Source organism: Streptococcus mitis (genome assembly GCF_000960005.1).
GTDB classification, from domain to species: Bacteria; Bacillota; Bacilli; order Lactobacillales; family Streptococcaceae; genus Streptococcus; species Streptococcus mitis_CK.
Window position 1 is genome coordinate 1,326,041 of the sequence record NZ_JYGP01000002.1, and the last position, 22,921, is coordinate 1,348,961.

Consider the following 22,921-nt stretch of genomic DNA (forward strand, 5'->3'; position numbering starts at 1 on the left):
AAGTCAGACTATTTCAGTATAACATTTGTAGCGGATTTTTGCAAGTGTGAAAAACGCTTTATTTCAAATTTGTCAATACTTTTTCGATATCTGAGAAGACATCATTGATATCTTGGTTACCTTCGATGTCATGAACCAAACCTTTGGCACGGTAGTGAGCAATGATTGGTTCCCCTTGAGCAATATTCACATCCAAACGACGTTTTACTGTCTCAGGCTTATCATCTTCACGTTGGTAGTAATCTTCTTCTTTATAGTCAACTGGTGGGTTAAAGACCTTGTGGAAAGTTTCTCCAGTTACGCGGTGGATGATACGGCCACTCAAACGTTCCAAGAGGCTGTCAGGGTTCACTTCAATATTGATAACACCTTCTAGTTCAATGCCAAGTTCAGCCAATGTTTTGTCCAAGGCATGAGCTTGTTCAATTGTACGTGGGTAACCATCCAACAAGAATCCTGTTTCTTTAATATCATCTTGTGAAAGACGTTCTTTTACGATCCCATTTGTAACTTCGTCAGGAACCAATTCACCCTTGTCAATGTATGACTTGGCAAGAACACCCATTTCAGTTTGATTTGCCATAGCAGCACGGAACATATCACCTGTTGAGATATGTGCAACATGGAATTGTTCTACGATTTTTGCTGCTTGAGTTCCCTTACCTGCACCAGGTAAGCCCATAATCAAAAGATTCATGATTAGATCTCCTTATTTTATTTTTAAATAGAAGCAAAAAGTCTTTTCACCCCTATTTAAAAACAAAATAGAAGAGGGGAGACCAAACTCTCACTAATGTTAGAGTTAAACCTCCACTCCCTCAGCATTTACTGATTCTGTAAATACTTTTATTCTGTTCTGTCCATGAAACCAACATACTTACGTTTCAATAGGTAACCTTCCAATTGTTTGATTCCTTCAATACCTGTAGAGATAATGATCAAAAGACTGGTTCCTCCAAAAGCAACTGCTTCTGAAAGTCCGAAAACATCTTTTGCTACAATCGGTAAAATGGAAATCACACCAAGGAAGAGGGAACCAACCGTTGCAAGACGACGAAGAAGCTTAGACATATATTCTTCTGTACCTTTACCAGGACGAACTCCATGGATATAGGCACCGCTCTTTTGTAGGTTCTCTGCCGCTTTTTCAGGATTAATCTGCACAAACGTATAGAAGAATGTAAAAAGAATAATCAATAAAGCATACATGGCAATACCAGTTGGTGAAGTTGTTGCCAGCATTTCTTGTGCTGTTCTTACCCAAGCCCAATCATGACCTGTAGCGCTCAAAAACTGAAGAATAGCCGCAGGCGCTGCAGTAATCGAACTTGCAAAGATAACAGGGATAACACCAGCAGGATTTACCTTCAAAGGAAGGTAAGAGCTAGATGGAGCACCTTGTGCAACCTTAGTATATTGGATTGGAATTTTGTATTCTGCTTGTTGAACATAAGTTGTAAAATAAATGATCAACAATACAGTAATAATCAAAATGATTACGAAAATGATAGATGAGTTGATACGGCTACTTGGGACGTTCACAAAGTAATCCACATAGATGCCCTGAATCATCTCTGGAATTGAGGCAACAATCCCGGCAAAGATAATCATAGAAACACCATTTCCGTATCCCTTATCTGTAATTTGCTCTCCCAACCAAGTCACAATCATACTACCAGCTGTTAAGATGATACCAATCATGATAAAGACTTGTGGTGTAAGAGCTGTTTTCAACAATTGAGCTCCAGCCAAAGTATTAAAACCAGCTGTAATCCCGATAGATTGCACAAAGGCTAGAACAAGAGCAATATAACGAGTAGCTTGATTTAATTTTCTTCGACCTACTTCCCCTTGTTTACCCCACTCTACAAACTTGGGTAAAATATCCATTTGCAAGAGTTGGACAACGATAGAAGCCGTAATGTAGGGACTAACACCAAGAGCAAAAACTGAGAAGTTTTTCATGGCATTCCCTGAGACCAAACTCAACATGTTTAAGAAGGATAATCCACTTAAAGCATTCAAGCTATTGGCATTCACACCAGGAACTGTAATGCTAGTTCCGATACGAAAGACCAAAACGATAAAAATTGTAAATAAAATTTTTGATCGAACCTGCTTAACTTTAAGAGCTTCTCTTAATAATTTAAAAAACATAGGTCACCTCTCTTAGATGACTTCTACTGAACCACCTTTAGCAGTGATAGCTTCTTCAGCTGATTTAGAGAATTTAGCTGCTTTCACAGTCAATTTCTTAGTCAACTCACCGTTACCAAGAATTTTAACACCTGATTTTTCAGCTTTAACAATTCCTGCTTCGATAAGAACAACTGGAGTAACTTCAGCACCATCTTCAAAGACGTTCAATTGGTCAAGGTTCACAATTGCGTATTCTTTAGCGTTGATGTTAGTGAATCCACGTTTTGGAAGACGACGGAACAATGGAGTTTGTCCACCTTCAAAACCAAGGCGAACTCCGCCACCGCTACGAGCTTTTTGACCTTTTTGACCACGACCAGATGTTTTACCGTTACCTGATGAAGTACCACGACCAACGCGGTTACGTACTTTACGAGAACCTTCTGCAGGTTTCAATTCATGAAGTTTCATTTTTATTTTCTCCTCTTTTGTAAAATGCTAGCGCCGATAAGGGAGAAAAGGTTGTCTCCCCCATCAACTCGCCTATACGACGTCATCATAGATGACTATATCTAGTTTTAGGGGATGGTATAGTGCACATCCCCTAAAAATTCATTAGTTTACTTCTTCAACTGTTACTAAGTGAGATACTGCAGTGATCATACCACGGATAGCAGCGTTATCTTCTTTAATAACAGAGCTGTTCAATTTGCCAAGTCCAAGTGCTACAACAGTTTTACGTTGTGATGGAATGCGTCCGATTGGAGACTTAGTCAAAGTAATTTTAATTTGAGCCATTTTATCCCCTTTCTTATGCCAAATCAGAAACTGAAATACCACGAAGGGCAGCAACTTCTTCAGCGCGTTTCAATTGTTTCAAACCTTCAACAGTTGCACGAACAATGTTGATTGGAGTGTTAGAACCAAGTGATTTAGATGTAATATCTGCCACACCTGCCAATTCCACAACGGCACGAACTGCACCACCAGCGGCAACTCCAGAACCTTCTACAGCAGGTTTCAACAATACTTTAGCTCCACCGAATTCTGAAAGAACTTCGTGTGGGATTGTTGTTCCAACCATAGGAACTTCGATTAAGTTTTTCTTAGCATCATCTACTGCTTTACGGATTGCTTCTGGAACTTCTTGAGCTTTACCAGTACCAAATCCTACGCGACCGTTGTGGTCACCAACAACAACAAGAGCTGCGAAACGAAGACGACGTCCACCTTTAACAACTTTTGTAACACGGTTGACAGCAACTACGCGTTCTTCTAATTCAACTGCATTGTCTTTAAATGCCATTTTCTAGTGTCCTCCTATTAGAATTTCAATCCGTTTTCACGAGCTGCATCAGCCAAAGCTTTCACACGTCCGTGATATAGATATCCACCGCGGTCGAACACCACTTCTGAAATACCTTTAGCGTTTGCACGTTCTGCAACGAGTTTACCGACAGCAACGGCTTGTTCAGTTTTAGTTCCTTTTGAAACTTCTTTGTCAAGAGTTGAAGCACTTGCGAGCGTTACACCCGCTACGTCATCAATCACTTGAGCGTAGATGCCTGTATTAGAACGGAATACGTTCAAACGTGGGCGATCAGCAGTTCCAGAGAGTTTTCCGCGAACGCGACGGTGGCGTTTTTGGCGGAGTTTGTTTTTATCTGGTTTTGAAATCACAGTTTTCACCTCTTTAGTTTTAAATCGTGTGCTATGCACAAAGTTGGAAAATAGGTTGGTGGTTGAGAATCAACCACTCAACATTATTTACCTGTTTTACCTTCTTTACGGCGAACGAATTCACCAACGTAACGAATACCTTTACCTTTATATGGTTCTGGTGAACGAAGGCTACGTACGTAAGCAGCTGTTTGACCAACTACTTCTTTTGAAATTCCGCTAACAACGATTGTTGTTGGGTTTGGAAGTTCAAAAGTAATTCCTTCTGGAGCTTCAACTTCGTCTGGATGAGATTTACCAACAGCCAAAACAAGTTTAGATCCTTGAAGTTGTGCACGGTAACCAACCCCGCGCATTTCAAGTTCTTTCTTGAATCCTTCTGATACACCAATAACCATGTTGTTCAAAAGGGCACGAGTAGTTCCGTGGATAGTTTTCATCTCTTTTGAATCGTTTGGACGGTGAAGAGTTACTTCAGTACCTTCCACACGGATTTCAATATCTTTTGAGAACTCACGAGTAAGTTCTCCTTTAGGTCCTTTTACAGTTACAACGTTGTCATTGTTAGTGATTTCAACACCAGCAGGCAACACGATAACTTTATTACCAATACGTGACATGTTTATTTTCTCCTGTTAGATTGTCAGGCCAGAACGGCCAGTTTTCACGGGGGCTAAATCGATTTCTCGATTTAAAGGAACATTTAGGTTTCAATTTCAAAGTGAATCTAGGCATCGTCTCGCAGGCATAACTTTAGGTTAGGCAAGAGACGATAACGAAGAGTCACAAAGAAATTGAGAGCTAAATATTACCAAACGTAAGCGATAACTTCTCCACCAACATTCTTTTGGCGTGCTTCTTTATCAGTAAGCAAACCTTCAGAAGTTGAAAGGATAGCAATTCCAAGTCCGTTAAGAACTTTTGGAAGGTCTTCACGTTTTTTGTAGACACGAAGTCCTGGTTTAGAAACACGTTTCAAGTTAGTGATAACTTTTTCACCGTTTGGTCCGTATTTAAGAAATACACGGATGATGCCTTGTTTGTCATCTTCGATGATTTCAACGTTTTTTACAAAACCTTCGCGTTTAAGGATTTCAGCAATCCCTTTTTTGATGTTTGATGCAGGTACTTCAAGTACTTCGTGTTTAGCTTGGTTAGCATTACGAATACGAGTTAGGAAGTCTGCGATTGGGTCAGTCATAACCATTTTGTTTTTCTCCTCTTACTAGTAGTTTGCAAGTTGCACTTGCTAGTTAATGATTGAGCTAGGCTCAGAATATGTTTCTAGGTTTCAATTCCTAAGTGAGTCTAGGCATCTGCTTGCAGGCATAACTTGAGTTAGGCAAAAGCAGATAACGACGAATCACGACGGGATTGAAAGCTAGAATTACCAAGATGCTTTTGTTACACCAGGAATTTGTCCTTTGTAAGCTAATTCACGGAAGCAAACACGGCAAAGTTTAAATTTGCGGTAAACTGAATGTGGACGACCACATTTTTCACAACGAGTATAAGCTTGAGTAGAGAACTTCGCTGGACGTTTGTTCTTAGCAATCATTGATTTTTTAGCCATTAGATTTACCTCCTATATTATTTTGCAAAAGGCATTCCAAGGCCTGTAAGCAATGCACGTGACTCTTCGTCAGTGTTAGCAGTAGTTACGATAACGATGTCAAGACCACGAGTTTTGTCAACGTCATCGAAGTTGATTTCTGGGAAAATCAATTGTTCTTTCACACCAAGTGTGTAGTTTCCACGTCCGTCAAATGATTTTGTTGGAACACCATGGAAGTCACGTACACGTGGAAGTGAAACTGAAACCAATTTATCCAAGAATTCGTACATACGTTCACCACGAAGGGTAACTTTTGCACCGATCGCAACACCTTCACGAAGACGGAAGCCGGCGATTGATTTTTTAGCTTTAGTGATAAGTGGTTTTTGACCTGAGATAAGTGCCAATTCTTCAGCAGCTTTTTCAAGGCTTTTAGCGTTTGATACAGCTTCACCAACACCCATGTTCAAAACGATCTTATCTACTTTAGGCACAGCCATCACTGATGAGTAGTTGAATTGTTCTGTCAAAGCAGGAACTACTTCATTAAGATATTTTTCTTTTAAACGATTTGCCATTATACTTCTCCTTTCCTTCGTGATTAATCAAGCACTTCGCCTGATTTTTTGTTGTAGCGAACTTTTTTACCGTCTACAAATTTGTAACCAACACGACCAGCTACACCATTTTTGTCCAAAACTTGAACGTTTGATACGTGGATAGCTGCTTCTTTCTCGATGATACCACCTTGAGGAAGCTCGTTAGTTGGACGTTGGTGTTTCTTAACGATGTTAACACCTTCAACGATAACTTTGTTTACTTTTGGAAGGGCAGTAAGGACAACAGCTTCTGTTCCCTTATCTTTACCAGCGATTACGCGAACTTTGTCGCCTTTTTTTACAAACATTAGGTTTCTCCTTGATTTTTCTTACGCCCATAAGGGCACCCTGGAGGTAAATCCAGGGGACTAGTTTGTTTCTAAAAATTAAAGTACTTCTGGAGCAAGTGACACGATCTTCATGAAGCCACCTTCACGCAATTCACGTGCAACTGGGCCAAAGATACGTGTTCCGCGAGGAGTTTTATCTTCACGGATGATAACTGCTGCGTTTTCGTCAAATTTGATGTATGAACCATCAGCACGACGAGCACCTGATTTAGTACGAACGATAACTGCTTTAACAACGTCACCTTTTTTAACCGCACCACCAGGAGTAGCTTGTTTTACAGATGCCACGATAACATCACCGATGTTTGCAAATTTACGTCCTGAACCACCAAGAACTTTGATAGTCAAGATTTCGCGAGCACCGCTGTTGTCTGCGACTTTCAAACGAGTTTCTGTTTGAATCATTTCAGTTTTCTCCTTTCAGGTTTGATTAGATGATGACCGCTTCTTCAACAACTTCTACAAGACGGAAACGTTTTGTAGCTGAAAGCGGACGAGTTTCCATGATACGTACAATATCGCCTTCTTTGGCAACATTGTTTTCATCATGAGCTTTGTATTTTTTAGAGTAGTTAATACGTTTACCATAGACTGGGTGGTTACGTTTTGTTTCAACTACAACTGTGATTGTCTTGTCCATTTTGTCAGATACAACACGTCCAACAAGAACTTTACGATTATTGCGTTCCATTGAAATTTCTCCTTCCCTAGTCTATTATTTCGCTTCAGATTGAACTGTTTTGATACGAGCGATTTGTTTTTTAACTTCTTTCAAGCGAGCTGTTTGTTCCAATTGACCAGTAGCAGCTTGGAAACGAAGTTCAAACAATTCTTTTTTCAATTCGTTTTCGCGCTTCGCGAGTTCTTCTTGAGAAAGACCACGAAGTTCTTTAACAAATTCTTTTACTTCATTAAGTTTCATGCCTTCTCCTTATTCTGCTTCACGTTTTACGAATTTACATTTAACTGGCAATTTGTGGCTAGCAAGACGAAGTGCTTCGCGTGCAATCTCTTCAGATACACCAGCGATTTCGAACATCACTTTACCACGTTTAACTGGTGCTACCCAACCTTCAGGTGCCCCTTTACCAGATCCCATACGCACACCGATAGCTTTAGCAGTGTATGATTTGTGTGGGAAGATTTTAATCCAAACTTTACCACCACGTTTCATGTAACGAGTCATGGCGATACGAGCAGCTTCGATTTGGCGGTTAGTGATCCAGTGGCTAGTTGTAGCTTGAAGACCGTATTCACCGAATGCTACTTCTTTTCCACCTTTTGCTTCACCGCGCATTTTTCCACGGAATTCACGACGGTGTTTAACACGTTTAGGTACTAACATTGGTTATTTACCTCCTTTAGTGTTTTTGCGAGCTGGAAGAACTTCACCACGGTAGATCCATACTTTAACACCAAGTTTACCGTATGTAGTATCTGCTTCTTCCCAAGCGTAATCGATATCTGCACGAAGTGTGTGAAGTGGAACAGTTCCTTCAGAGTATCCTTCTGCACGGGCGATATCTGCACCGTTCAAACGACCTGATACTTGAGTTTTGATTCCTTTAGCTCCAGCACGCATTGCACGTTGGATTGCTTGTTTTTGTGCACGACGGAAAGCAACACGTTGCTCCAATTGACGAGCAATTCCTTCACCTACAAGGTGAGCATCCAAATCAGGTTGTTTGATTTCGATGATGTTGATGTGTACTTGTTTTCCAGTCAATTTGTTAAGTTTTGCACGGAGTGCATCAACGTTAGCACCACCTTTACCGATAACCATACCTGGTTTAGCAGTGTGAAGTGAAACGTTAACTTTGTTTACTGCGCGTTCGATTTCGATAGTTGAAACTGCTGCGTCAGCAAGTTCTTTTTGAACGAATTTACGGATTGCAAGATCTTCATGAAGGTAATCCGCGTATTCTTTTTCAGCATACCATTTGGCATCCCAATCACGGATGATGCCGACACGCATACCAATTGGATGTACTTTTTGACCCACGATTTTACCTCCTTATTTTTCTGCAACAGCTACAGTGATGTGAGCTGTACGTTTGTTGATTGGTGAAGCTGAACCTTTCGCACGTGGACGGAAACGTTTCATAGTTGGTCCTTCGTTTGCGAATGCTTCAGATACTACCAAGTTAGCTTTATCCAAACCAAAGTTGTTTTCAGCGTTAGCTACAGCTGAGTTCAAAACTTTCAAGATGATTTCAGCAGCTTTGTTTGGAGTGAATGTCAAGATTGCGATTGCATCGGCTACGCTTTTACCACGGATGTTATCAAGAACAAGACGTGATTTACGAGGTGAAACACGTACTGTACGAGCCATTGCTTTAGCTGAAGTAATTTCTGCCATTTATGTTCTCCTTATTTTCTACGTGTTTTCTTGTCGTCTGCAGCGTGACCTTTGTAAGTACGAGTTGGTGCAAATTCACCAAGTTTGTGACCTACCATGTCTTCTTGGATGTAAACAGGTACGTGTTTACGTCCGTCATAAACTGCAATAGTGTAACCAATGAAACTTGGGAAGATCGTTGAACGACGTGACCAAGTTTTAATAACTTTTTTCTTTTCGTCGTTAGCTTGAGCTTCAACTTTTTTCATCAAATGCTCATCGACGAAAGGTCCTTTTTTAAGACTGCGTCCCATTTTTATATTTTCTCCTTTAAATGTTGTACCACAGCGGCTTGCGCTCACAAGGAGCGCTACCGAGCTGGCGGATTTACTAGTTGCTTAAGCGACTAGTTTAATATTATTTCTCGTTGCGACGACGAACGATAAGTTTGTCAGATTTCGCTTTCTTGTTACGAGTTTTAAGACCAAGAGCAGGTTTGCCCCATGGAGTAGATGGTGCTTTACGACCAACTGGTGCTTTACCTTCACCACCACCGTGTGGGTGATCGTTAGGGTTCATTACAGAACCACGAACTGTTGGGCGGATACCTTTCCAACGGCTACGTCCTGCTTTACCAAGGTTTACAAGTCCATGTTGTTCATTTCCGACAACACCAACTGTAGCACGGCAAGTTCCAAGAATCATACGAACTTCACCTGATTGAAGACGAACAAGAACGTATTTACCTTCAGAACCCAATACTTGAGCAGATGCTCCAGCAGCACGTACCAATTCACCACCACGACCTGGTTTCAACTCGATGTTGTGGATCAAAGTACCAACTGGGATGTTAGCAAGTGGAAGAGCATTTCCGACTTTAATATCTGCTTCTGGACCTGAAACGATACGTTGACCTACTTCAAGACCTTTTGGAGCGATGATGTATGCTTTCACACCGTCAGTGTAGTGTACAAGAGCGATGTTTGCAGAACGGTTTGGATCGTACTCGATTGTTTTAACAACTGCTTCAACGTTGTCTTTGTTACGTTTGAAGTCAACCAAACGGTAGAAACGTTTGTGTCCACCACCTTGGTGACGAACTGTGATACGACCGTTGTTATTACGACCAGCCTTGCTCTTCAATGCAACAAGCAATGATTTTTCAGGAGTGCTTGTTGTGATTTCAGCGAAATCCAAAGAAGTCATATTACGGCGACCGTTTGTTGTTGGTTTATAAACACGAATTCCCACGATATTTCCTCCTTAGATTATTCAGCTTCAGCAGCAAACAACTCGATTGCTTTTGAATCAGCTGTAAGTGTGATGATAGCTTTTTTAGTTTTGTTAGTAAAACCAGTGTAACGTCCAACACGTTTAGCTTTTGGTTTTACGTTGATTGTGTTAACATTAGCAACTTTAACACCTTCGAAAGCAGCTTCAACAGCTTGCTTGATCAAAAGTTTGTGTGCACGAGTGTCAACTTCAAATACATATTTTCCTGCTTCAAGTTGAGCCATTGAGCTTTCAGTGATTACAGGTTTTTTGATAACATCATACAAATTCATTATGCAAGAACCTCCTCGATTTTAGAGATAGCTGCTTGAGTAACAAGAAGTTTGTCACTATTTGCGATGTCAAGAACACTTGCAGTTGTAGCAGTCGCAACTTTCACGTTTGGAAGGTTACGAGCTGAGAGAGCTGCGAATTCGTTTCCTTCTTCAAGAATAACAAGGACTTTAGAATCGATGCTCAAAGCTGCAAGAACTTTTGCAAATTCAGCAGTTTTTGGAGCTGTAAATTCAAGAGAATCAACGGCTACAAATTTATTTTCAGCAACTTTTTCTGAGTAAACAGATTTAAGTGCAAGGCGACGAACTTTTTGAGGAAGTTTGTACGCATAGCTACGTGGAGTTGGTCCGAAGACGATTCCACCACCACGCCATTGTGGAGAGCGGATAGAACCTTGACGAGCACGTCCAGTTCCTTTTTGACGCCATGGTTTGCGTCCGCCACCTGAAACAGCTGAGCGGTTTTTAACTGCGTGAGTTCCTTGACGAAGGCTAGCACGTTGGCTGATGATCACATCAAACACAACAGATTGGTTTGGTTCGATACCAAAGATTGCATCGTTAAGAACAACTTCGCCCGCTTGTTTGCCAGTTTGGTCGAATAATGTTACATTTGCCATTTTGACTGTATTCCCCTTTCCTTATTATTTACCAGCTTTAACTGCTGACTTGATAGTGATAAGAGATTTCTTAGCACCTGGTACGTTACCTTTGATAAGGATAACGTTCTTTTCTGGAACAACTTGTACAACTTCAAGGTTTTGAATTGTTACGCGGTCACCACCCATACGTCCTGCAAGGTTTTTACCTTTGAATACGCGGTTAGGTGCAACAGGTCCCATAGAACCTGGACGACGGTGGTAACGAGAACCGTGAGCCATTGGTCCACGTGATTGTCCGTGGCGTTTGATAACACCTTGGAAACCTTTACCTTTAGAAGTACCAGTTACGTCAACAACATCTCCAGCTGCGAATGTTTCAACTGTGATTTCAGCGCCAACTTCCAAGCCTTCAACGTTTTTGAATTCACGAATGAAGCGCTTAGGAGCCGTGTTAGCTTTCGCTACATGTCCTTTAGCAGGTTTGTTGCTCAATACTTCGCGTTTGTCATCGAAACCAACTTGGATAGCGTTGTATCCGTCTGTTTCAACAGTTTTAACTTGAAGAACAACGTTTGGAGTTGCTTCAATAACTGTTACAGGGATCAATTCGCCAGCTTCAGTGAAGATTTGAGTCATTCCCACTTTTTTCCCTAAGATTCCTTTTGTCATGAGAAAATAGTTCCTTTTCTATATTTTTTATTCAAAAAGTTTTTAACGAGCGTTTTTTATGCTCAAATATCAAGCTTTAGATTAAAGTTTGATTTCTACGTTTACACCACTTGGAAGATCCAATTTCATCAACGCATCAACTGTTTTTTGAGTTGGGTTAACGATATCGATCAAACGTTTGTGTGTACGCATTTCAAATTGTTCGCGAGAGTCTTTGTATTTGTGAGTCGCACGAATAATTGTGTAGAGGCTACGTTCAGTTGGAAGTGGGATTGGACCCGCAACTTGTGCACCTGTACGAGTAGCTGATTCTACGATTTTTGCAGCCGCTGTGTCAAGCGTACGGTGTTCGTAAGCTTTCAAACGGATACGGATTTTTTTGTTTGCCATCTTTTTCTCCTTTTCGTCTATTTAAGATAATAGGCTAGCTCCACAAGAAAACCGACGCGTTGTTACGTGGCAATGCAACCGAGCGTGTCGCAACCTCTTGCATCAAAGCTAAGGCTGTAATTTACAGCACCATAATAGAATAACACAAAACCCCTGCGATTGCAAGGGATTTGTTGCTGTTTTTTTAAAATTTTTAACATGAAAATGTTTTCTTTTTTGGTGGGTCATTTATTTAAGTATTTTATGGAAGAAAGTTACTCTCTCTTCACCTGTTCATAGCTTTCTTTTCCGTCATTAAGCTTGTCCCAAATCACTACTTGCCCACTTTTGAGAGATTTTTGCACATCGATAATTCGTTGATTGGAAGAACCTCGAAACTGGAGCATGAGATTTCTCTTAGTTCGATCGTATCGTCCATCGACAAGAATGTCAATCAATGATAAGAGTTCCAGTTTATCTGGAGTTTCCAACAACATTTCTTCCCATGTATAGCCCGTCCAGGACCAGATGTCTTTGTCTGGCAATTCCTTCCGGATACGTTTCACGAGTGGCAAAAGGATTCCTGTATTAAGGAAGGGTTCTCCTCCTAATAAAGTCAAGCCTTGAACATAAGGTTGAGCGAGATCTTCCATGATCTGTTCTTCTAATTCTGCTGTATAAGGAATGCCAGCATTAAAAGACCAAGTCGCAACATTATAACATCCCTCGCAGTGAAACATGCAACCTGATACATAGAGGGAGTTACGCACACCCTCTCCATCTACAAAGTTGAAGGCCTTGTAATCAATAATCCGCCCTTGACTGAGTTCTTCGCTTTTCCATTCTTGTGGTTTTGGATTATTCATTCGCTACCTCTATCCAATAACGCTCGACTCCATTACGAACATCCTCAAGGAGCCCACCATTTGCTAAAATGACTGCTCTGCTAGCAGGATTATTCACGCTACAGGTCACAAGCGTTCTCTTGATGTTCTTTTCCTTAGCAACTTGCAAGCCCTGACGGAGAGTTTCCTTAGCATAACCCTTGACTCTTTCTGATGGACGAATGGAGTAGCCAATGTGACCAGCATAATTCAATAAACCCTCATTCAGTCTCAATCGCAGATTCAAAAATCCTAGAGCACGGCCTACATCATCAAATGATACAAATTGAATAGAAGGAACACGATTTTCAGGCAAGTTTATTCCCATCTCTTTTTGCATATTTGTTTCCAACCATTCTTCATACACAAAGTTCTCTGTATCCCAAAATCCTCCATCATGGGCTGATTGGTTCTTTTCAAACTCTGCCATCATCTCTAAAACTGTTTCTTTATCTGCTAATCTTGGTCTGCGTAGTTCCATCCTTACCTCCCGCTATGAGAAAAGCGAGAGCTGACTCTCACTTTTATTTCTTCTTATTCTTGTTTAAAAATTGTTCTCTGAGGCTGAGCAAGCGTTCTTTTTTACCAGCTCCGCCTTTAGAGTGTTTCTCGTGATAACGGGTCACTTGTGCGCGCCCCTTATCGTCTAATTGATATTTTCCCATTTCATTTCTTTCTAATTTGTTACTTGGTGACCAGCCATTTTAATCGTTGAGCCATTCATGTGTTTGACACGCGCAGCGATTTCCTTGTGACGCCCATTGACCATCGGTCTCGCTTGAGGATTGCCTAGATAGCCGCAAGTTCGTTTGACCACATCTACTGTTTTAGGATCGCTATTGCCACAGTTTGGACAAGCAAAGCCCCTCTCAGTTGGTTCAAAATCCCCTTCAAAGTCACACTTGTAGCAACGGTCTATTGGAGTATTGGTCCCAAGATAGCCCACACGGTCATAAGCATAATCCCAGACAGCTTCCAGGGCCTTTGGATTTTGCTGAAGGACTGGATACTCACAATAATGGATGAAACCACCTGACGCACCTGCTTCTGGATAGACTTTCTCAAAGTCCAATTTTTCAAAAGGTGTTGGATTTTTACGAACATCGTAGTGGAATGAATTGGTGTAGTATTCCTTATCTGTAATATCAGGAATAGAACCAAACTTGTCTGTATCTAGTCTACAGAAACGGTCTGTCAAACTTTCAGATGGTGTTGAGTAGATAGAGAAATGATAGCCATATTGGTCAGACCACTCTTCTACACGGCGTTTCATATCACGAATGATATCCAGCGTGAATTCCTTGGCTTCTGGATTGTGTTCCCAACTATTTCCAAAGAAGACAGTAGCCACTTCGTACAAACCGATATAGCCTAGTGAAACGGTTGCACGACGATTCTTAAAGAGCTGGTCAACACTTTCTTCCTTACCTAGACGATGGCCAAAAGCACCGTACTGATAGAGGATAGGAGCATTCGCTGGCGTCGCCTCTTTAGTGCGTTCGACACGGTAAACAAGAGCATCTTCAGCGATATTCATACGCTCGTTGAAGATTTCCCAGAACTTGTTCATGTCACCATCAGACTCGAGAGCAATACGAGGTAAATTAACCGTCACAACTCCTAGGTTCATACGACCTGAATTGACTTCTACACCATTTTCATCCTTCCATCCTTGAAGAAACGAACGGCAACCCATAGGCACCTTAAAAGAACCTGTCAAGTCAACAATCTTATCGTAAGACAAGACGTCTGGGTACATCCGCTTGGTTGCACACTCAAGAGCCAACTGCTTAATGTCGTAGTTGGGAGTCCCTTCTTCCAAGTTAAGACCTCTTTTAAGCGTAAAGATAAGCTTAGGGAAGATGGCTGTACGATGCTCAGAACCAAGACCCTTTATCCGAATACTCAAAATAGCTTTTTGAATTTCACGCTCAAAACGATTGGTTCCTAGACCAAAACCTAGCGAAGTAAAAGGTGTTTGCCCATTTGAAGTGAAGAGGGTGTTGATTTCATACTCAAGAGATTGCATGGCATCATAGATATCTTTTTGAGTTTTCTTCCAAGCGTAATCTTCCCGTTTGTCAGGTAAGACCCATTCTTCCGCATCCTTAAGGTGTTTTTGATAATTCTTCTCTGCATAAGGTGACAAAACTTCATCTATACGGTCAGCTGAACAGCCCCCATACTGGCTAGAAGCAACATTGGCAATGATTTGGGAAATCTGAGCTGTCGCAGTCTGGATAGACTTGGGACTCTCTACCTCTGCATTTCCAATCTTAAAACCATTTTCCAACATCCCCTTGAAATCAATCAAACAGCAGTTAGTCATAGGTGTATAGGGACTGTAGTCCAAATCGTGATAGTGGATATCCCCTTTTTGGTGGGCATTGGCTACGTGCTTAGGAAGCATTTGCAGTCCGATTGACTTTCCAACAATTCCTGCTGTCAAATCACGCTGAGTGTTAAAGACATCACTGTCTTTATTAGCATTTTCATTGACAACTGCCTGGTCTTTGTTAAGAAGCTTATGGATACTAAAGTTAATATCTGTCGCTTTTGAGCGCTCAAAATCCCTTTGTGTCCGATAAGTAATATACTCCTCAGCCAGCGCATATTCTTTGGCTTCAAGCAGTTCATGTTCTACGATATTTTGAATTTCGTAAATCTTAACCCCCTGTGGAAAGCGACTATGAATTTCTGTGACAATTCGCTCGGTCAGAGCATTTAGGCGCTTTTCGACTAAGGGTGTCACATCCATAACCTTGTCTGCCGCCTTGTGGAGAGCCTTGTCAATCTTGTCCACATCAAATACAACACGTCTCCCATCTCGTTTCTCAACGAAGAGAGTTGGCAAAATTGTAATTTTTTCTTCTAGTGCAATCATATGCATGCTCTTTTCTAAAATGTTCTTTCTAAAAAGTATTATACCACTCTAAAAAGAAAAATCAATATCTTGTGGTAAAAATCCTAAAATTTTTAAAAATACACAAGATATTGATTCGGTTATTTGATTTTATAGACTTTAAACTCTGAGTAATCAGTCTTTACTTGTTGGTAATTTTCTTTCAAGATTGTTTCCACTTCAGACCAGACTGCTACCTTATCATTCACCACAATCACCTTAGGTTGGTTTTCTTTCAAGTCATTGATTAAACTAGTTTTATTCTCTTCTGTATTCGTATAAAGAAGAGGTGATGGGAACATGGATCCAGCCAAACGCTGGCTTTCTTTATACATCTGAACATGTGAATCCCAAATATAAATTTGGTCTCCCTCACTCGTCTCTTGTTTGACTCTATCTACCACTTGATGTTGTTCTCTATAGGAAGCTGGATGTAAGATAAAACGAGCTACAAAAGGAATTGCAATCAGATAAACCACCACTAGGATCGGTAAGTAGAGATTCCCTTTCATGAATTTTTTCCATAAAGTAGGAACATCTTCTCTTCTCCGACGACGAGCTCCTCTAGCTGAATGTTTCCCACGAATACTGGTCATCAAAAGAAGGAGTAAAAATGGAAGGATTAGAATCAAACGCGAACCGTGAAGAGGTTCTTGAGAAAAAAGCAACAAGGCTAATACAAATAGGAAAGCAAAACTAGCTGGTACTGAAATAACATATGATCTTGATGCCTTTGATTGGAACAAACCTAGAAAAACAAGGAAGAGAGCTCCTAAACCAAAGGTCAATAAACCATAGAATAAAAGATGATCCATTAGTTGAGGATTGGTAAAGACCTGAAGGGAATCAATCGGATACAAAAGACTCCCTATAGTTCCTCCAAAACCACCTGAAGCAAGGACATAGTAGCCTAGTGGATAAAAAATGAGAGAAAAGCCAAGTGCCGCTGCAAAAAACTGATAAACTCCATGAGCAAGGCGACCATGCCCAACATTAAAGACAAATAAACCGATCGTTACTACTGCAGTAAAGAGAAGACTTGTAAGAGGCTCTATGAAAAATGATAGGGCCAAGAAAATCCCCAGACGTAGAAATCCCTTGTCATGGTTAGGAGTTGATAGATAAGCTGCTATGAATGAAAATCCTGCAAACAGGAATGGCAGAGCTAAAATCGTAGCATAGCCTCCTCCAAAACCGAGACCAGATACCAAAATATAAAATATGGTTAGGAGTTGTTTGGCTTGTTCCCTTTGTCCCGTCAAATACTCTGTCGAAGAAAAGAGGAAATAACCTCCTCCTAAGAGAGCTAGCCATTCTACCAAGGCAAAAAGAATGCCTCCTTGGGTAATATAAAGTAGCAAGTAATAAAGAAGACCGTGACTAGCATAATAGCTACTGTAAAGCTGTCCTCCCTGATGCCAAGCCCACCCTATATACAAATCCTGCGCCTGAGAAGGACTTACCATATCTAAAAGTAAAGGTATCACCACAGAAAAAACCGTTGCAATCGTACTTCCAATGATGAGTCTGAAAAACGGGAAAGCTACCTGTTCTTCTTTTTCCACATGAGATTCAAGATTCCTATCCAGTCTATTTTCAATTTCATTACTCTGTATCGTTTCGGATACTTCTTCGATTCTGCCATATACAGCCATGTCGTTTCTCCTATTCAATTTATCTGTCTTAGTATATCAAAAAGACCTAAAATTGTCAGCTTGCGATGGCTGTTTGAGTGATTTTTTGCATAGTTTCACAAAGGTTTCAATTTCCCGAAATCGGTGTAAATGCGTCTGTTTAAATGACATGATATAATCCAATTCTTTCTGAGTCAGCATCATTCCCCCTCTATCTTTCTATTCGTAAAAGGCAAGAAAAATAGGACTGGGTTGTGTCCTAAGTCCTAGATTTCTTATAAGATTGGGGCAAATAACTGGGCAATTTCCTTAATCAATTTTTGATACCAGCTATTTTTTATCGTATGAGGGAAAATTTCTTGAGATACTGAAAAAATCTCCTGAAAATCTTTTTGAATCTCTGTGATTGATGCCGTTTTATATAGCAAAACTGCATCTTCATAGTGATGAAGCAAACTTCTATAATCTAAATTAATCGTTCCAACTGCAGCAAAGTCCTTGTCCACTAGGATTTGTTTACTGTGGATAAAGCCTGGACTATACTCAAAAATCCTGACTCCTGCTGACAAAAGATCCGGATAGGCTCCTCTTGTTATGAGCTGGATTAATTTTTTATCCGGAATGAAAGGAGTCACGATGCGGACATCAACACCCCTCATGGCTGCATTTTTAATACTCTCAGTTAAATCATAGTCAATAATCAAATAGGGTGTTGTGATATAGACTGAATCAGTAGCCTGATTAATCAAACTTTGATAAACTTTTTTCCCTACTTGAGTACGGAAGATGGGCTTGGGTCCACTACCGTAAGGAATGCAGAGCCCTTGGCCAGAACAAGGCTGATTTTCCAGGTGATACTGGTCAAAATCGCTGATTTCCCCACGATTGATGTACCAAGTCATCAAAAAAAGACGGGTTAGAGCCTTGACACCAGGGCCATCTATGCGAATCCCACTATCCTTCCAATAGCCAAAACGTTCTACATGATTGATGTACTCATCGGCTAAGTTAATGCCTCCTGTATAAGCTACCTGACCATCTATGACAAGGATTTTACGATGGTCCCGATTGTTGTAAGCCACCGTCAAACGAGGAATCACCTTGTTAAACTTATGGGCTTCAATTCCTCGACTACGAAGCTGAATAGTATAGTCTCCAGGTAAAGTCGCCATACAGCCGATATCATCATAGAGCATCTTGACCTCTACCCCCTGAGCTGCCTTTTGCTCTAGTATGTCTAGTATGCTATTCCACATCAAACCTTCTTCGACAATATAGTACTCTAGAAAGATAAACTTTTCAGCTTTCTTGAGGTCTTCCAACATATATTGCCACATCCTTTCACCCGAAGAAAAGAATTGTGAGTCTGTTCGATCATAGACATCGGCGTTACTATCCATACTTAACAAAGATTTGATAACTCCGTAAGCCGCCTTATCATCTTCCTTCAATTTCTGGCGGAGAGCTTTACTGTTATCCTCCCGAAAATGCATAGAACCAAGTTTGTCCAACTGCTTGATTTCTTTTTTGGATAATCGTCTTTCACCAAACATCAGATAGAGCAAGGGGCCAATGACAGGAACAAAAGTCACCACTAACCACATCACTTTACTATCAGGTGTCATTGAACGATTGACAATTGCGACAATAGTCGCCATACTCATAAAAATTAAGACAATTACCCATAGAATAGGGGCCATACGCCCTAAATAGAGAAAGAGACCAAAAACAAGAAAAAGTTCAAGTAGCATAATCGAAAGACTAAAGCCATACTTGGACATCAATAATTGAAATTTTCTATATTTCATATCCCCTCCTTGATAGTTTGAATGCTAAAAACAGGTAATTAATACTAGTATAACTCAGTTATTCGGTAGAAGGCAAGTATTTATAATCATTTTTCTGAGCAAAAGCAAAAGAGACCGAAAAATCCAGTCTCCTTCTAGTCTATTTTGATAAAACAATGCGATCAGATGCTTCTCTATCCATATCGTCGATAATCATCTGATTGCCATTGATTGCATAAATCTTGACATCATCACCAATAATCATGCGTTGATTAGCAACGTCGAAACTAACCTGTTTGATTTCTTGTTCCCCGTCAGTTCCTACCTGAGTCCAGGTACCAGTTGTTCCAGTCACCACTAAAGTGATACGGTCTCCTTCGTCCTGACCAGTATAAGTTCCATCAATATTAGTTGGTTGAGCCTCAGGCGCATTTTGTGAAGAACTTGTTGCTGCCTGGTTGCTATTTTCTGTAGAAGATGAAGCTGTTGCTTGTGATTGTTGAGTTTGTTGAGTTTGCGATTGAGCTACTGGTTGTTGAACTTGTTGAGTTCTTTGTGAACAAGCTACTAAGAGACTAAGACTTGCTAAAGAAGCAAAAGAAAGTGTGAATCTTTTTAATTTCATGATGAATTTCCTTTATGCTACCAATTTAGAGAAATTTTCTCTAACCAGCAATTCCCCTAGTATAACAAGTTTAAAAAAGGTGGTTAATTTATCTGCTCATGGTCCAGCAGGTAGCCCCGTACTTCTGAGATAAAATAGAGAGACCCTGTAATGAATAACAGGTCCTTGGTATCGGCTCTTTCTTCAAAACTGCTGATAAATTCTCGGTAAGAGGGAATTGCATGGTAACCTGTTACATCTGTCTCGTCCAGAGAACCTTGATAGTCAAAACCAGTCACCTTGAGTTCCACCTGAGGTAAATTTTCAGTCAGATAAGCCAACATCCCTTGATAATCCTTCCGTTTCAAGGCTCCAAAGAGGATTTGAGGACGATAACCTCCCTGCTCTTTTTCTTTGACAAACTCCACCAGGCAAATCAAGGCAGGGAGGTTATGAGCACCGTCCAAGTAAATCTGAGGACGAATACGCTCCAAACGGCCAGCCCAATGGGTCTTCTCCAAAGCCTGTCTTACAACCTGCTCATCAACAGCTTCCTTTCCTTCTCTCATAAAGAGAAGAAACGTTTGTAGCGCCAAGGCAGCATTTTCCTGCTGATAAGTTCCTTCTAAACCTATTTTCAACTGTGAAAGGTTAGCCAAAGAGCTTGAAAAATCCCCATTCAGCATTGAAAAATCCTGACCTGCCTGATAAAGGTCAACAGCTAAAGATTCGGCTTTTTTCTGACAGACAAGTCTAGCTTCTGGAGGCAATTTCGCAATCACTGCCTTTTTACCAGCCTTAAAAATGCCAGCTTTCTGCTCTGCGATTGCTGCTATACTGTCACCCAGAGTCTCCTGATGATCAAGTCCGATGGAAGTGATGACAGCAATCTCTCCAGTTACCACATTGGTCGTGTCTAGTAAACCACCAATTCCCACTTCTAGTAAAAGCAAATCCACCGCTTGCTCTCTAAAATAAAGAAAAGCAATCAAGGTCAGCAATTCAAAAAAAGACAACTGGTCATGGGTTTGCAGGAGCGTTTTCTCCATCTCCTTGACCTTATTAGCCAAACGGATGAAGTCTGCATCAGCTATTGGTTGCCCGTTAATGCAGATTCGATCATTGATAGAGACGATATGAGGGGAGGTGAAAGTCGCAACTTTTTTGCCATGCCCCATAAATAACTCCCTCATAAAAGCAATGGTAGATCCTTTTCCATTAGTTCCTGTTACGTGGATAATAGGATAAGACTTCTCGGGATTCCCCAACAAATCCACCGCTTGTTGCATTCGGCCCAAGCCTGATCGAAAATTCAAACCAATCCGACTATGGAGCCATTCTTCTACTTCAAACATATACATCTCCTTAATTACAGGTTCAATCAACTGCCTCAATAAAGTCTCATAACTAACAAAAACGAGGCCAGGATTTTCGTCCCGACCTCTCACCTGGTTAGCTAATAACTAGCTACTATGAATATTAACTTGGGGTAAAAACATCCCCCGGACTTACCAGCTCTCTCTTGTTACAAAGAGCTGGGCTAAAAACATCCACTGGATGTTTTTACTCCTCCATAAAGCTGTTGAAGACTTCTTCAATCATGTTCCATTCGTCTTCCGAGTCTTCTGGGATTGGTTGCAATTCGCCTTCTGTTCCATCTTCGTTTTCGATGAATGAGTAAGCTTGGATTTCAACTTGTCCGTCTTCGTCTTCTTCTGCGTTAACTGGTACTAGAAGAACATAGTTTTTACCAAATTCTTCTTTTCCATCAATCGTCAAAAGGATTTCAAACAAGGTTTCGTTTCCTTGCTCATCTACTAGTGTGATTAATTCACGTTCTTCGTGGTCGTGGTTATGATCGTGTGACATAGCCTCTCCTTTGTATTAAAATTTTCTATCTAAATAATTTTGTAAAATCAGCTGAGCTGCTAACTTATCAATGACTTTCTTGCGCTTGTTACGGCTAATATCTGCTTGCTCAATTAACATGCGCTCTGCGGCAACTGTTGTCAAGCGTTCATCTTGATAGTCTACTGGTAAATCAAAAAGCTCTTCTAACTTTGCTCCGTATGCCTGACTAGCTTCCACGCGCGGTCCGCTTGTATTGTTCATATTTTTAGGTAAGCCCACTACAAATCGTTCCACCTTGTAAGTATCAACCAACTCTTTAACGCGGTCAAAACCAAATTGGCCTTGCTCCTCGTTGATTTGGATGATTTCAAGTCCTTGAGCTGTAAAACCAAGCGGATCGCTAATAGCCACCCCTACCGTTTTTGAACCGACGTCCAATCCCATAATTCTCATAGGTTATAGATCGACTCCTTGTCCTTTAAGGTAGTAGCGGACCAATTCTTCAACGATTTCATCGCGCTCATACTTACGGATTTGATTTCGTGCATTATTATAACGAGGAACGTAGGCAGGGTCTCCACTCAATACGTAACCTACGATTTGGTTAATCGGGTTGTAGCCCTTATCGTTCAACGAAGCATAAACATCAGTCAGAGTTTCGCTAATTTCTTTTTTATTGGAATCGTCCAATTTAAAACGTACTGTTTCTTCAGTAAATCCCATTCTAACACCCTCTTTCCTTAGAATAGTACCATTATAGCATAATTCCTTACGTTCTACAATTCAGGCAGTCTATTTATTTGGATTTTCTATTGTTCTGTCGCGCCATTTGCCAATCTGTCTGAAATATATTTGCTTGGTTCATTCTTCAAGAGATTTTCTAAACCAATGTTCTTCAAATATTCTAACTGAGAAGCCTTCTTGACATCCAAAACTTGAAAATCAAAACTAGTCGTTGTTTGAAGTTCAGTTGCACTCAATAGTTTAGTTTCAAGCTTAAATCCTGCTAATTTGCGAGCTTCTATGATAGACTCATCTTTCTCCTCTGCCTCGAGAAGAGCTTTTTGAGTTTCTTCCACTCCATGTTGGTCGATATAAGTCTTCAACTCATCTGAGACTGGACGTTTTTGTTGAATGGTTAGGTTCAAAAAAGTCTTGTCTTTATAAGTAATGGTTTGGGTTTGCTGGCTGCCATCATCTGACTTTGGCAAAACCAAAGTCTTGGTTACAACTGTATTCTTCTCAGCATTTTCAATAACTGGCAATGCCGACTGAAGCGTATCCTTTTCTGTTTTTGTAGCTGGTCCAGTTTCTTTTTTCTGTCCGCAACCAACCAGGACAAAAAGGAAAGCTAGACTAACAAGAACTATTTTCTTCATTTCTTTCTTCT

At 40.6% G+C, this 22,921-nt stretch carries 35 protein-coding genes; all 35 read right to left on the reverse strand.

The window, feature by feature from the left end; all coding sequences use genetic code 11:
- Nucleotides 1-58 precede the first annotated feature (58 nt).
- The gene (locus TZ90_RS07685; protein WP_001050436.1) at nucleotides 59-697 is read right to left on the reverse strand and encodes an adenylate kinase; all 639 of its coding nucleotides are present in this window, start codon (nucleotides 695-697) and stop codon (nucleotides 59-61) included.
- A gap of 149 nt (nucleotides 698-846) precedes the next feature.
- Nucleotides 847-2,157, reverse strand: coding sequence for a preprotein translocase subunit SecY (gene secY, locus TZ90_RS07690; RefSeq protein WP_000465403.1), 1,311 nt, complete (start codon nucleotides 2,155-2,157; stop codon nucleotides 847-849).
- Between the two features lie 12 nt (nucleotides 2,158-2,169).
- Nucleotides 2,170-2,610, reverse strand: coding sequence for a 50S ribosomal protein L15 (gene rplO / locus TZ90_RS07695; RefSeq protein WP_000766089.1), 441 nt, complete (start codon nucleotides 2,608-2,610; stop codon nucleotides 2,170-2,172).
- Between the two features lie 144 nt (nucleotides 2,611-2,754).
- Nucleotides 2,755-2,937, reverse strand: a complete 183-nt coding sequence (gene rpmD / locus TZ90_RS07700) for a 50S ribosomal protein L30 (protein WP_000057241.1) — start codon at nucleotides 2,935-2,937, stop codon at nucleotides 2,755-2,757.
- Nucleotides 2,938-2,950: 13 nt separating this feature from the next.
- Entirely contained in the window at nucleotides 2,951-3,445 is a 495-nt protein-coding gene (gene rpsE / locus TZ90_RS07705; RefSeq protein WP_000874202.1) for a 30S ribosomal protein S5, read from the reverse strand.
- A 17-nt stretch (nucleotides 3,446-3,462) separates the two neighbouring features.
- On the reverse strand, nucleotides 3,463-3,819 hold the full coding sequence (rplR, locus tag TZ90_RS07710; RefSeq protein ID WP_000624044.1) for a 50S ribosomal protein L18: 357 nt from the start codon (nucleotides 3,817-3,819) through the stop codon (nucleotides 3,463-3,465).
- Between the two features lie 83 nt (nucleotides 3,820-3,902).
- Complete coding sequence (rplF, locus tag TZ90_RS07715) at nucleotides 3,903-4,439, reverse strand: 50S ribosomal protein L6 (RefSeq protein WP_000086624.1); 537 nt, start codon at nucleotides 4,437-4,439, stop codon at nucleotides 3,903-3,905.
- A 188-nt stretch (nucleotides 4,440-4,627) separates the two neighbouring features.
- Nucleotides 4,628-5,026, reverse strand: a complete 399-nt coding sequence (rpsH, locus tag TZ90_RS07720; RefSeq protein WP_000245504.1) for a 30S ribosomal protein S8 — start codon at nucleotides 5,024-5,026, stop codon at nucleotides 4,628-4,630.
- 180 nt (nucleotides 5,027-5,206) lie between these two features.
- Complete coding sequence (locus tag TZ90_RS07725; RefSeq protein WP_001085697.1) at nucleotides 5,207-5,392, reverse strand: type Z 30S ribosomal protein S14; 186 nt, start codon at nucleotides 5,390-5,392, stop codon at nucleotides 5,207-5,209.
- A 17-nt stretch (nucleotides 5,393-5,409) separates the two neighbouring features.
- On the reverse strand, nucleotides 5,410-5,952 hold the full coding sequence (gene rplE, locus TZ90_RS07730) for a 50S ribosomal protein L5 (RefSeq protein WP_000013542.1): 543 nt from the start codon (nucleotides 5,950-5,952) through the stop codon (nucleotides 5,410-5,412).
- A gap of 23 nt (nucleotides 5,953-5,975) precedes the next feature.
- On the reverse strand, nucleotides 5,976-6,281 hold the full coding sequence (gene rplX, locus TZ90_RS07735) for a 50S ribosomal protein L24 (protein WP_000497691.1): 306 nt from the start codon (nucleotides 6,279-6,281) through the stop codon (nucleotides 5,976-5,978).
- A gap of 78 nt (nucleotides 6,282-6,359) precedes the next feature.
- On the reverse strand, nucleotides 6,360-6,728 hold the full coding sequence (rplN, locus tag TZ90_RS07740) for a 50S ribosomal protein L14 (RefSeq protein WP_000616545.1): 369 nt from the start codon (nucleotides 6,726-6,728) through the stop codon (nucleotides 6,360-6,362).
- 25 nt (nucleotides 6,729-6,753) lie between these two features.
- The gene (gene rpsQ, locus TZ90_RS07745; RefSeq protein WP_000440801.1) at nucleotides 6,754-7,014 is read right to left on the reverse strand and encodes a 30S ribosomal protein S17; all 261 of its coding nucleotides are present in this window, start codon (nucleotides 7,012-7,014) and stop codon (nucleotides 6,754-6,756) included.
- Nucleotides 7,015-7,038: 24 nt separating this feature from the next.
- Nucleotides 7,039-7,245 carry a 50S ribosomal protein L29 gene (gene rpmC / locus TZ90_RS07750; protein WP_000772918.1) on the reverse strand — a complete coding sequence of 69 codons (207 nt, stop codon included), beginning with the start codon at nucleotides 7,243-7,245 and terminating at the stop codon, nucleotides 7,039-7,041.
- Nucleotides 7,246-7,254: 9 nt separating this feature from the next.
- Nucleotides 7,255-7,668: a 50S ribosomal protein L16 gene (gene rplP, locus TZ90_RS07755; protein WP_000960946.1), complete on the reverse strand. Its 414-nt coding sequence runs from the start codon at nucleotides 7,666-7,668 to the stop codon at nucleotides 7,255-7,257.
- Between the two features lie 3 nt (nucleotides 7,669-7,671).
- The gene (gene rpsC, locus TZ90_RS07760; RefSeq protein WP_000529936.1) at nucleotides 7,672-8,325 is read right to left on the reverse strand and encodes a 30S ribosomal protein S3; all 654 of its coding nucleotides are present in this window, start codon (nucleotides 8,323-8,325) and stop codon (nucleotides 7,672-7,674) included.
- Between the two features lie 12 nt (nucleotides 8,326-8,337).
- Nucleotides 8,338-8,682 carry a 50S ribosomal protein L22 gene (rplV, locus tag TZ90_RS07765; protein WP_000818137.1) on the reverse strand — a complete coding sequence of 115 codons (345 nt, stop codon included), beginning with the start codon at nucleotides 8,680-8,682 and terminating at the stop codon, nucleotides 8,338-8,340.
- Nucleotides 8,683-8,693: 11 nt separating this feature from the next.
- Nucleotides 8,694-8,975: a 30S ribosomal protein S19 gene (rpsS, locus tag TZ90_RS07770; protein ID WP_000533766.1), complete on the reverse strand. Its 282-nt coding sequence runs from the start codon at nucleotides 8,973-8,975 to the stop codon at nucleotides 8,694-8,696.
- 103 nt (nucleotides 8,976-9,078) lie between these two features.
- On the reverse strand, nucleotides 9,079-9,912 hold the full coding sequence (gene rplB, locus TZ90_RS07775; protein WP_000512911.1) for a 50S ribosomal protein L2: 834 nt from the start codon (nucleotides 9,910-9,912) through the stop codon (nucleotides 9,079-9,081).
- A gap of 17 nt (nucleotides 9,913-9,929) precedes the next feature.
- The gene (locus TZ90_RS07780; RefSeq protein WP_001055347.1) at nucleotides 9,930-10,226 is read right to left on the reverse strand and encodes a 50S ribosomal protein L23; all 297 of its coding nucleotides are present in this window, start codon (nucleotides 10,224-10,226) and stop codon (nucleotides 9,930-9,932) included.
- A complete protein-coding gene (gene rplD / locus TZ90_RS07785) occupies nucleotides 10,226-10,849 on the reverse strand; it encodes a 50S ribosomal protein L4 (RefSeq protein WP_000024549.1) in 624 nt (207 codons plus the stop codon). The genes TZ90_RS07780 and rplD overlap by 1 nt, the downstream gene beginning before the upstream one ends.
- A gap of 24 nt (nucleotides 10,850-10,873) precedes the next feature.
- On the reverse strand, nucleotides 10,874-11,500 hold the full coding sequence (gene rplC, locus TZ90_RS07790) for a 50S ribosomal protein L3 (protein WP_000160197.1): 627 nt from the start codon (nucleotides 11,498-11,500) through the stop codon (nucleotides 10,874-10,876).
- Nucleotides 11,501-11,581: 81 nt separating this feature from the next.
- Nucleotides 11,582-11,890 (reverse strand): 30S ribosomal protein S10, encoded by a 309-nt coding sequence (gene rpsJ, locus TZ90_RS07795; RefSeq protein WP_001284513.1) that lies wholly within the window; start codon nucleotides 11,888-11,890, stop codon nucleotides 11,582-11,584.
- Nucleotides 11,891-12,144: 254 nt separating this feature from the next.
- Complete coding sequence (gene nrdG, locus TZ90_RS07800; protein WP_045612364.1) at nucleotides 12,145-12,735, reverse strand: anaerobic ribonucleoside-triphosphate reductase activating protein; 591 nt, start codon at nucleotides 12,733-12,735, stop codon at nucleotides 12,145-12,147.
- On the reverse strand, nucleotides 12,728-13,234 hold the full coding sequence (locus tag TZ90_RS07805) for a GNAT family N-acetyltransferase (protein ID WP_045612366.1): 507 nt from the start codon (nucleotides 13,232-13,234) through the stop codon (nucleotides 12,728-12,730). The genes nrdG and TZ90_RS07805 overlap by 8 nt, the downstream gene beginning before the upstream one ends.
- A gap of 43 nt (nucleotides 13,235-13,277) precedes the next feature.
- Entirely contained in the window at nucleotides 13,278-13,418 is a 141-nt protein-coding gene (locus TZ90_RS07810; RefSeq protein ID WP_000521621.1) for a hypothetical protein, read from the reverse strand.
- Nucleotides 13,419-13,429: 11 nt separating this feature from the next.
- The gene (gene nrdD / locus TZ90_RS07815; protein WP_045612367.1) at nucleotides 13,430-15,637 is read right to left on the reverse strand and encodes an anaerobic ribonucleoside-triphosphate reductase; all 2,208 of its coding nucleotides are present in this window, start codon (nucleotides 15,635-15,637) and stop codon (nucleotides 13,430-13,432) included.
- A gap of 119 nt (nucleotides 15,638-15,756) precedes the next feature.
- On the reverse strand, nucleotides 15,757-17,310 hold the full coding sequence (locus tag TZ90_RS07820; RefSeq protein WP_045612369.1) for a hypothetical protein: 1,554 nt from the start codon (nucleotides 17,308-17,310) through the stop codon (nucleotides 15,757-15,759).
- Between the two features lie 254 nt (nucleotides 17,311-17,564).
- On the reverse strand, nucleotides 17,565-19,097 hold the full coding sequence (cls, locus tag TZ90_RS07830; RefSeq protein ID WP_000877348.1) for a cardiolipin synthase: 1,533 nt from the start codon (nucleotides 19,095-19,097) through the stop codon (nucleotides 17,565-17,567).
- A 139-nt stretch (nucleotides 19,098-19,236) separates the two neighbouring features.
- Complete coding sequence (locus tag TZ90_RS07835; protein ID WP_045612370.1) at nucleotides 19,237-19,701, reverse strand: SP_0198 family lipoprotein; 465 nt, start codon at nucleotides 19,699-19,701, stop codon at nucleotides 19,237-19,239.
- 83 nt (nucleotides 19,702-19,784) lie between these two features.
- A complete protein-coding gene (locus tag TZ90_RS07840) occupies nucleotides 19,785-21,035 on the reverse strand; it encodes a folylpolyglutamate synthase/dihydrofolate synthase family protein (RefSeq protein WP_045612371.1) in 1,251 nt (416 codons plus the stop codon).
- Between the two features lie 208 nt (nucleotides 21,036-21,243).
- The gene (locus tag TZ90_RS07845) at nucleotides 21,244-21,549 is read right to left on the reverse strand and encodes a DUF1292 domain-containing protein (RefSeq protein ID WP_000017620.1); all 306 of its coding nucleotides are present in this window, start codon (nucleotides 21,547-21,549) and stop codon (nucleotides 21,244-21,246) included.
- A gap of 15 nt (nucleotides 21,550-21,564) precedes the next feature.
- Entirely contained in the window at nucleotides 21,565-21,984 is a 420-nt protein-coding gene (ruvX, locus tag TZ90_RS07850; protein ID WP_033628869.1) for a Holliday junction resolvase RuvX, read from the reverse strand.
- Nucleotides 21,985-21,987: 3 nt separating this feature from the next.
- Nucleotides 21,988-22,254, reverse strand: coding sequence for an IreB family regulatory phosphoprotein (locus TZ90_RS07855; protein WP_000507059.1), 267 nt, complete (start codon nucleotides 22,252-22,254; stop codon nucleotides 21,988-21,990).
- 86 nt (nucleotides 22,255-22,340) lie between these two features.
- Nucleotides 22,341-22,910, reverse strand: coding sequence for an SP0191 family lipoprotein (locus TZ90_RS07860; RefSeq protein WP_000725132.1), 570 nt, complete (start codon nucleotides 22,908-22,910; stop codon nucleotides 22,341-22,343).
- Nucleotides 22,911-22,921: the final 11 nt, after the last annotated feature.

Coding starts and splice junctions, on each gene's coding strand:
- TZ90_RS07725 (WP_001085697.1), bottom strand. CDS start 5,392: ATGGCTAAAAAATCAATGATTGCTAAGAACAAACGTCCAGCGAAGTTC.
- rpsH (WP_000245504.1), bottom strand. CDS start 5,026: ATGGTTATGACTGACCCAATCGCAGACTTCCTAACTCGTATTCGTAAT.
- TZ90_RS07845 (WP_000017620.1), bottom strand. CDS start 21,549: ATGTCACACGATCATAACCACGACCACGAAGAACGTGAATTAATCACA.
- rplX (WP_000497691.1), bottom strand. CDS start 6,281: ATGTTTGTAAAAAAAGGCGACAAAGTTCGCGTAATCGCTGGTAAAGAT.
- rplV (WP_000818137.1), bottom strand. CDS start 8,682: ATGGCAGAAATTACTTCAGCTAAAGCAATGGCTCGTACAGTACGTGTT.
- TZ90_RS07840 (WP_045612371.1), bottom strand. CDS start 21,035: ATGTTTGAAGTAGAAGAATGGCTCCATAGTCGGATTGGTTTGAATTTT.
- rpsQ (WP_000440801.1), bottom strand. CDS start 7,014: ATGGAACGCAATAATCGTAAAGTTCTTGTTGGACGTGTTGTATCTGAC.
- TZ90_RS07780 (WP_001055347.1), bottom strand. CDS start 10,226: ATGAATTTGTATGATGTTATCAAAAAACCTGTAATCACTGAAAGCTCA.
- TZ90_RS07855 (WP_000507059.1), bottom strand. CDS start 22,254: ATGGGATTTACTGAAGAAACAGTACGTTTTAAATTGGACGATTCCAAT.
- rplD (WP_000024549.1), bottom strand. CDS start 10,849: ATGGCAAATGTAACATTATTCGACCAAACTGGCAAACAAGCGGGCGAA.
- TZ90_RS07810 (WP_000521621.1), bottom strand. CDS start 13,418: ATGGGAAAATATCAATTAGACGATAAGGGGCGCGCACAAGTGACCCGT.
- rplP (WP_000960946.1), bottom strand. CDS start 7,668: ATGTTAGTACCTAAACGTGTTAAACACCGTCGTGAATTCCGTGGAAAA.
- TZ90_RS07835 (WP_045612370.1), bottom strand. CDS start 19,701: ATGAAATTAAAAAGATTCACACTTTCTTTTGCTTCTTTAGCAAGTCTT.
- nrdD (WP_045612367.1), bottom strand. CDS start 15,637: ATGATTGCACTAGAAGAAAAAATTACAATTTTGCCAACTCTCTTCGTT.
- rpsS (WP_000533766.1), bottom strand. CDS start 8,975: ATGGGACGCAGTCTTAAAAAAGGACCTTTCGTCGATGAGCATTTGATG.
- rpmC (WP_000772918.1), bottom strand. CDS start 7,245: ATGAAACTTAATGAAGTAAAAGAATTTGTTAAAGAACTTCGTGGTCTT.
- rpsE (WP_000874202.1), bottom strand. CDS start 3,445: ATGGCATTTAAAGACAATGCAGTTGAATTAGAAGAACGCGTAGTTGCT.
- secY (WP_000465403.1), bottom strand. CDS start 2,157: ATGTTTTTTAAATTATTAAGAGAAGCTCTTAAAGTTAAGCAGGTTCGA.
- TZ90_RS07805 (WP_045612366.1), bottom strand. CDS start 13,234: ATGGAACTACGCAGACCAAGATTAGCAGATAAAGAAACAGTTTTAGAG.
- rplE (WP_000013542.1), bottom strand. CDS start 5,952: ATGGCAAATCGTTTAAAAGAAAAATATCTTAATGAAGTAGTTCCTGCT.
- TZ90_RS07820 (WP_045612369.1), bottom strand. CDS start 17,310: ATGGCTGTATATGGCAGAATCGAAGAAGTATCCGAAACGATACAGAGT.
- rpsJ (WP_001284513.1), bottom strand. CDS start 11,890: ATGGCAAACAAAAAAATCCGTATCCGTTTGAAAGCTTACGAACACCGT.
- TZ90_RS07860 (WP_000725132.1), bottom strand. CDS start 22,910: ATGAAGAAAATAGTTCTTGTTAGTCTAGCTTTCCTTTTTGTCCTGGTT.
- ruvX (WP_033628869.1), bottom strand. CDS start 21,984: ATGAGAATTATGGGATTGGACGTCGGTTCAAAAACGGTAGGGGTGGCT.
- rplF (WP_000086624.1), bottom strand. CDS start 4,439: ATGTCACGTATTGGTAATAAAGTTATCGTGTTGCCTGCTGGTGTTGAA.
- nrdG (WP_045612364.1), bottom strand. CDS start 12,735: ATGAATAATCCAAAACCACAAGAATGGAAAAGCGAAGAACTCAGTCAA.
- rplN (WP_000616545.1), bottom strand. CDS start 6,728: ATGATTCAAACAGAAACTCGTTTGAAAGTCGCAGACAACAGCGGTGCT.
- cls (WP_000877348.1), bottom strand. CDS start 19,097: ATGAAATATAGAAAATTTCAATTATTGATGTCCAAGTATGGCTTTAGT.
- rpmD (WP_000057241.1), bottom strand. CDS start 2,937: ATGGCTCAAATTAAAATTACTTTGACTAAGTCTCCAATCGGACGCATT.
- rplC (WP_000160197.1), bottom strand. CDS start 11,500: ATGACAAAAGGAATCTTAGGGAAAAAAGTGGGAATGACTCAAATCTTC.
- TZ90_RS07685 (WP_001050436.1), bottom strand. CDS start 697: ATGAATCTTTTGATTATGGGCTTACCTGGTGCAGGTAAGGGAACTCAA.
- rplO (WP_000766089.1), bottom strand. CDS start 2,610: ATGAAACTTCATGAATTGAAACCTGCAGAAGGTTCTCGTAAAGTACGT.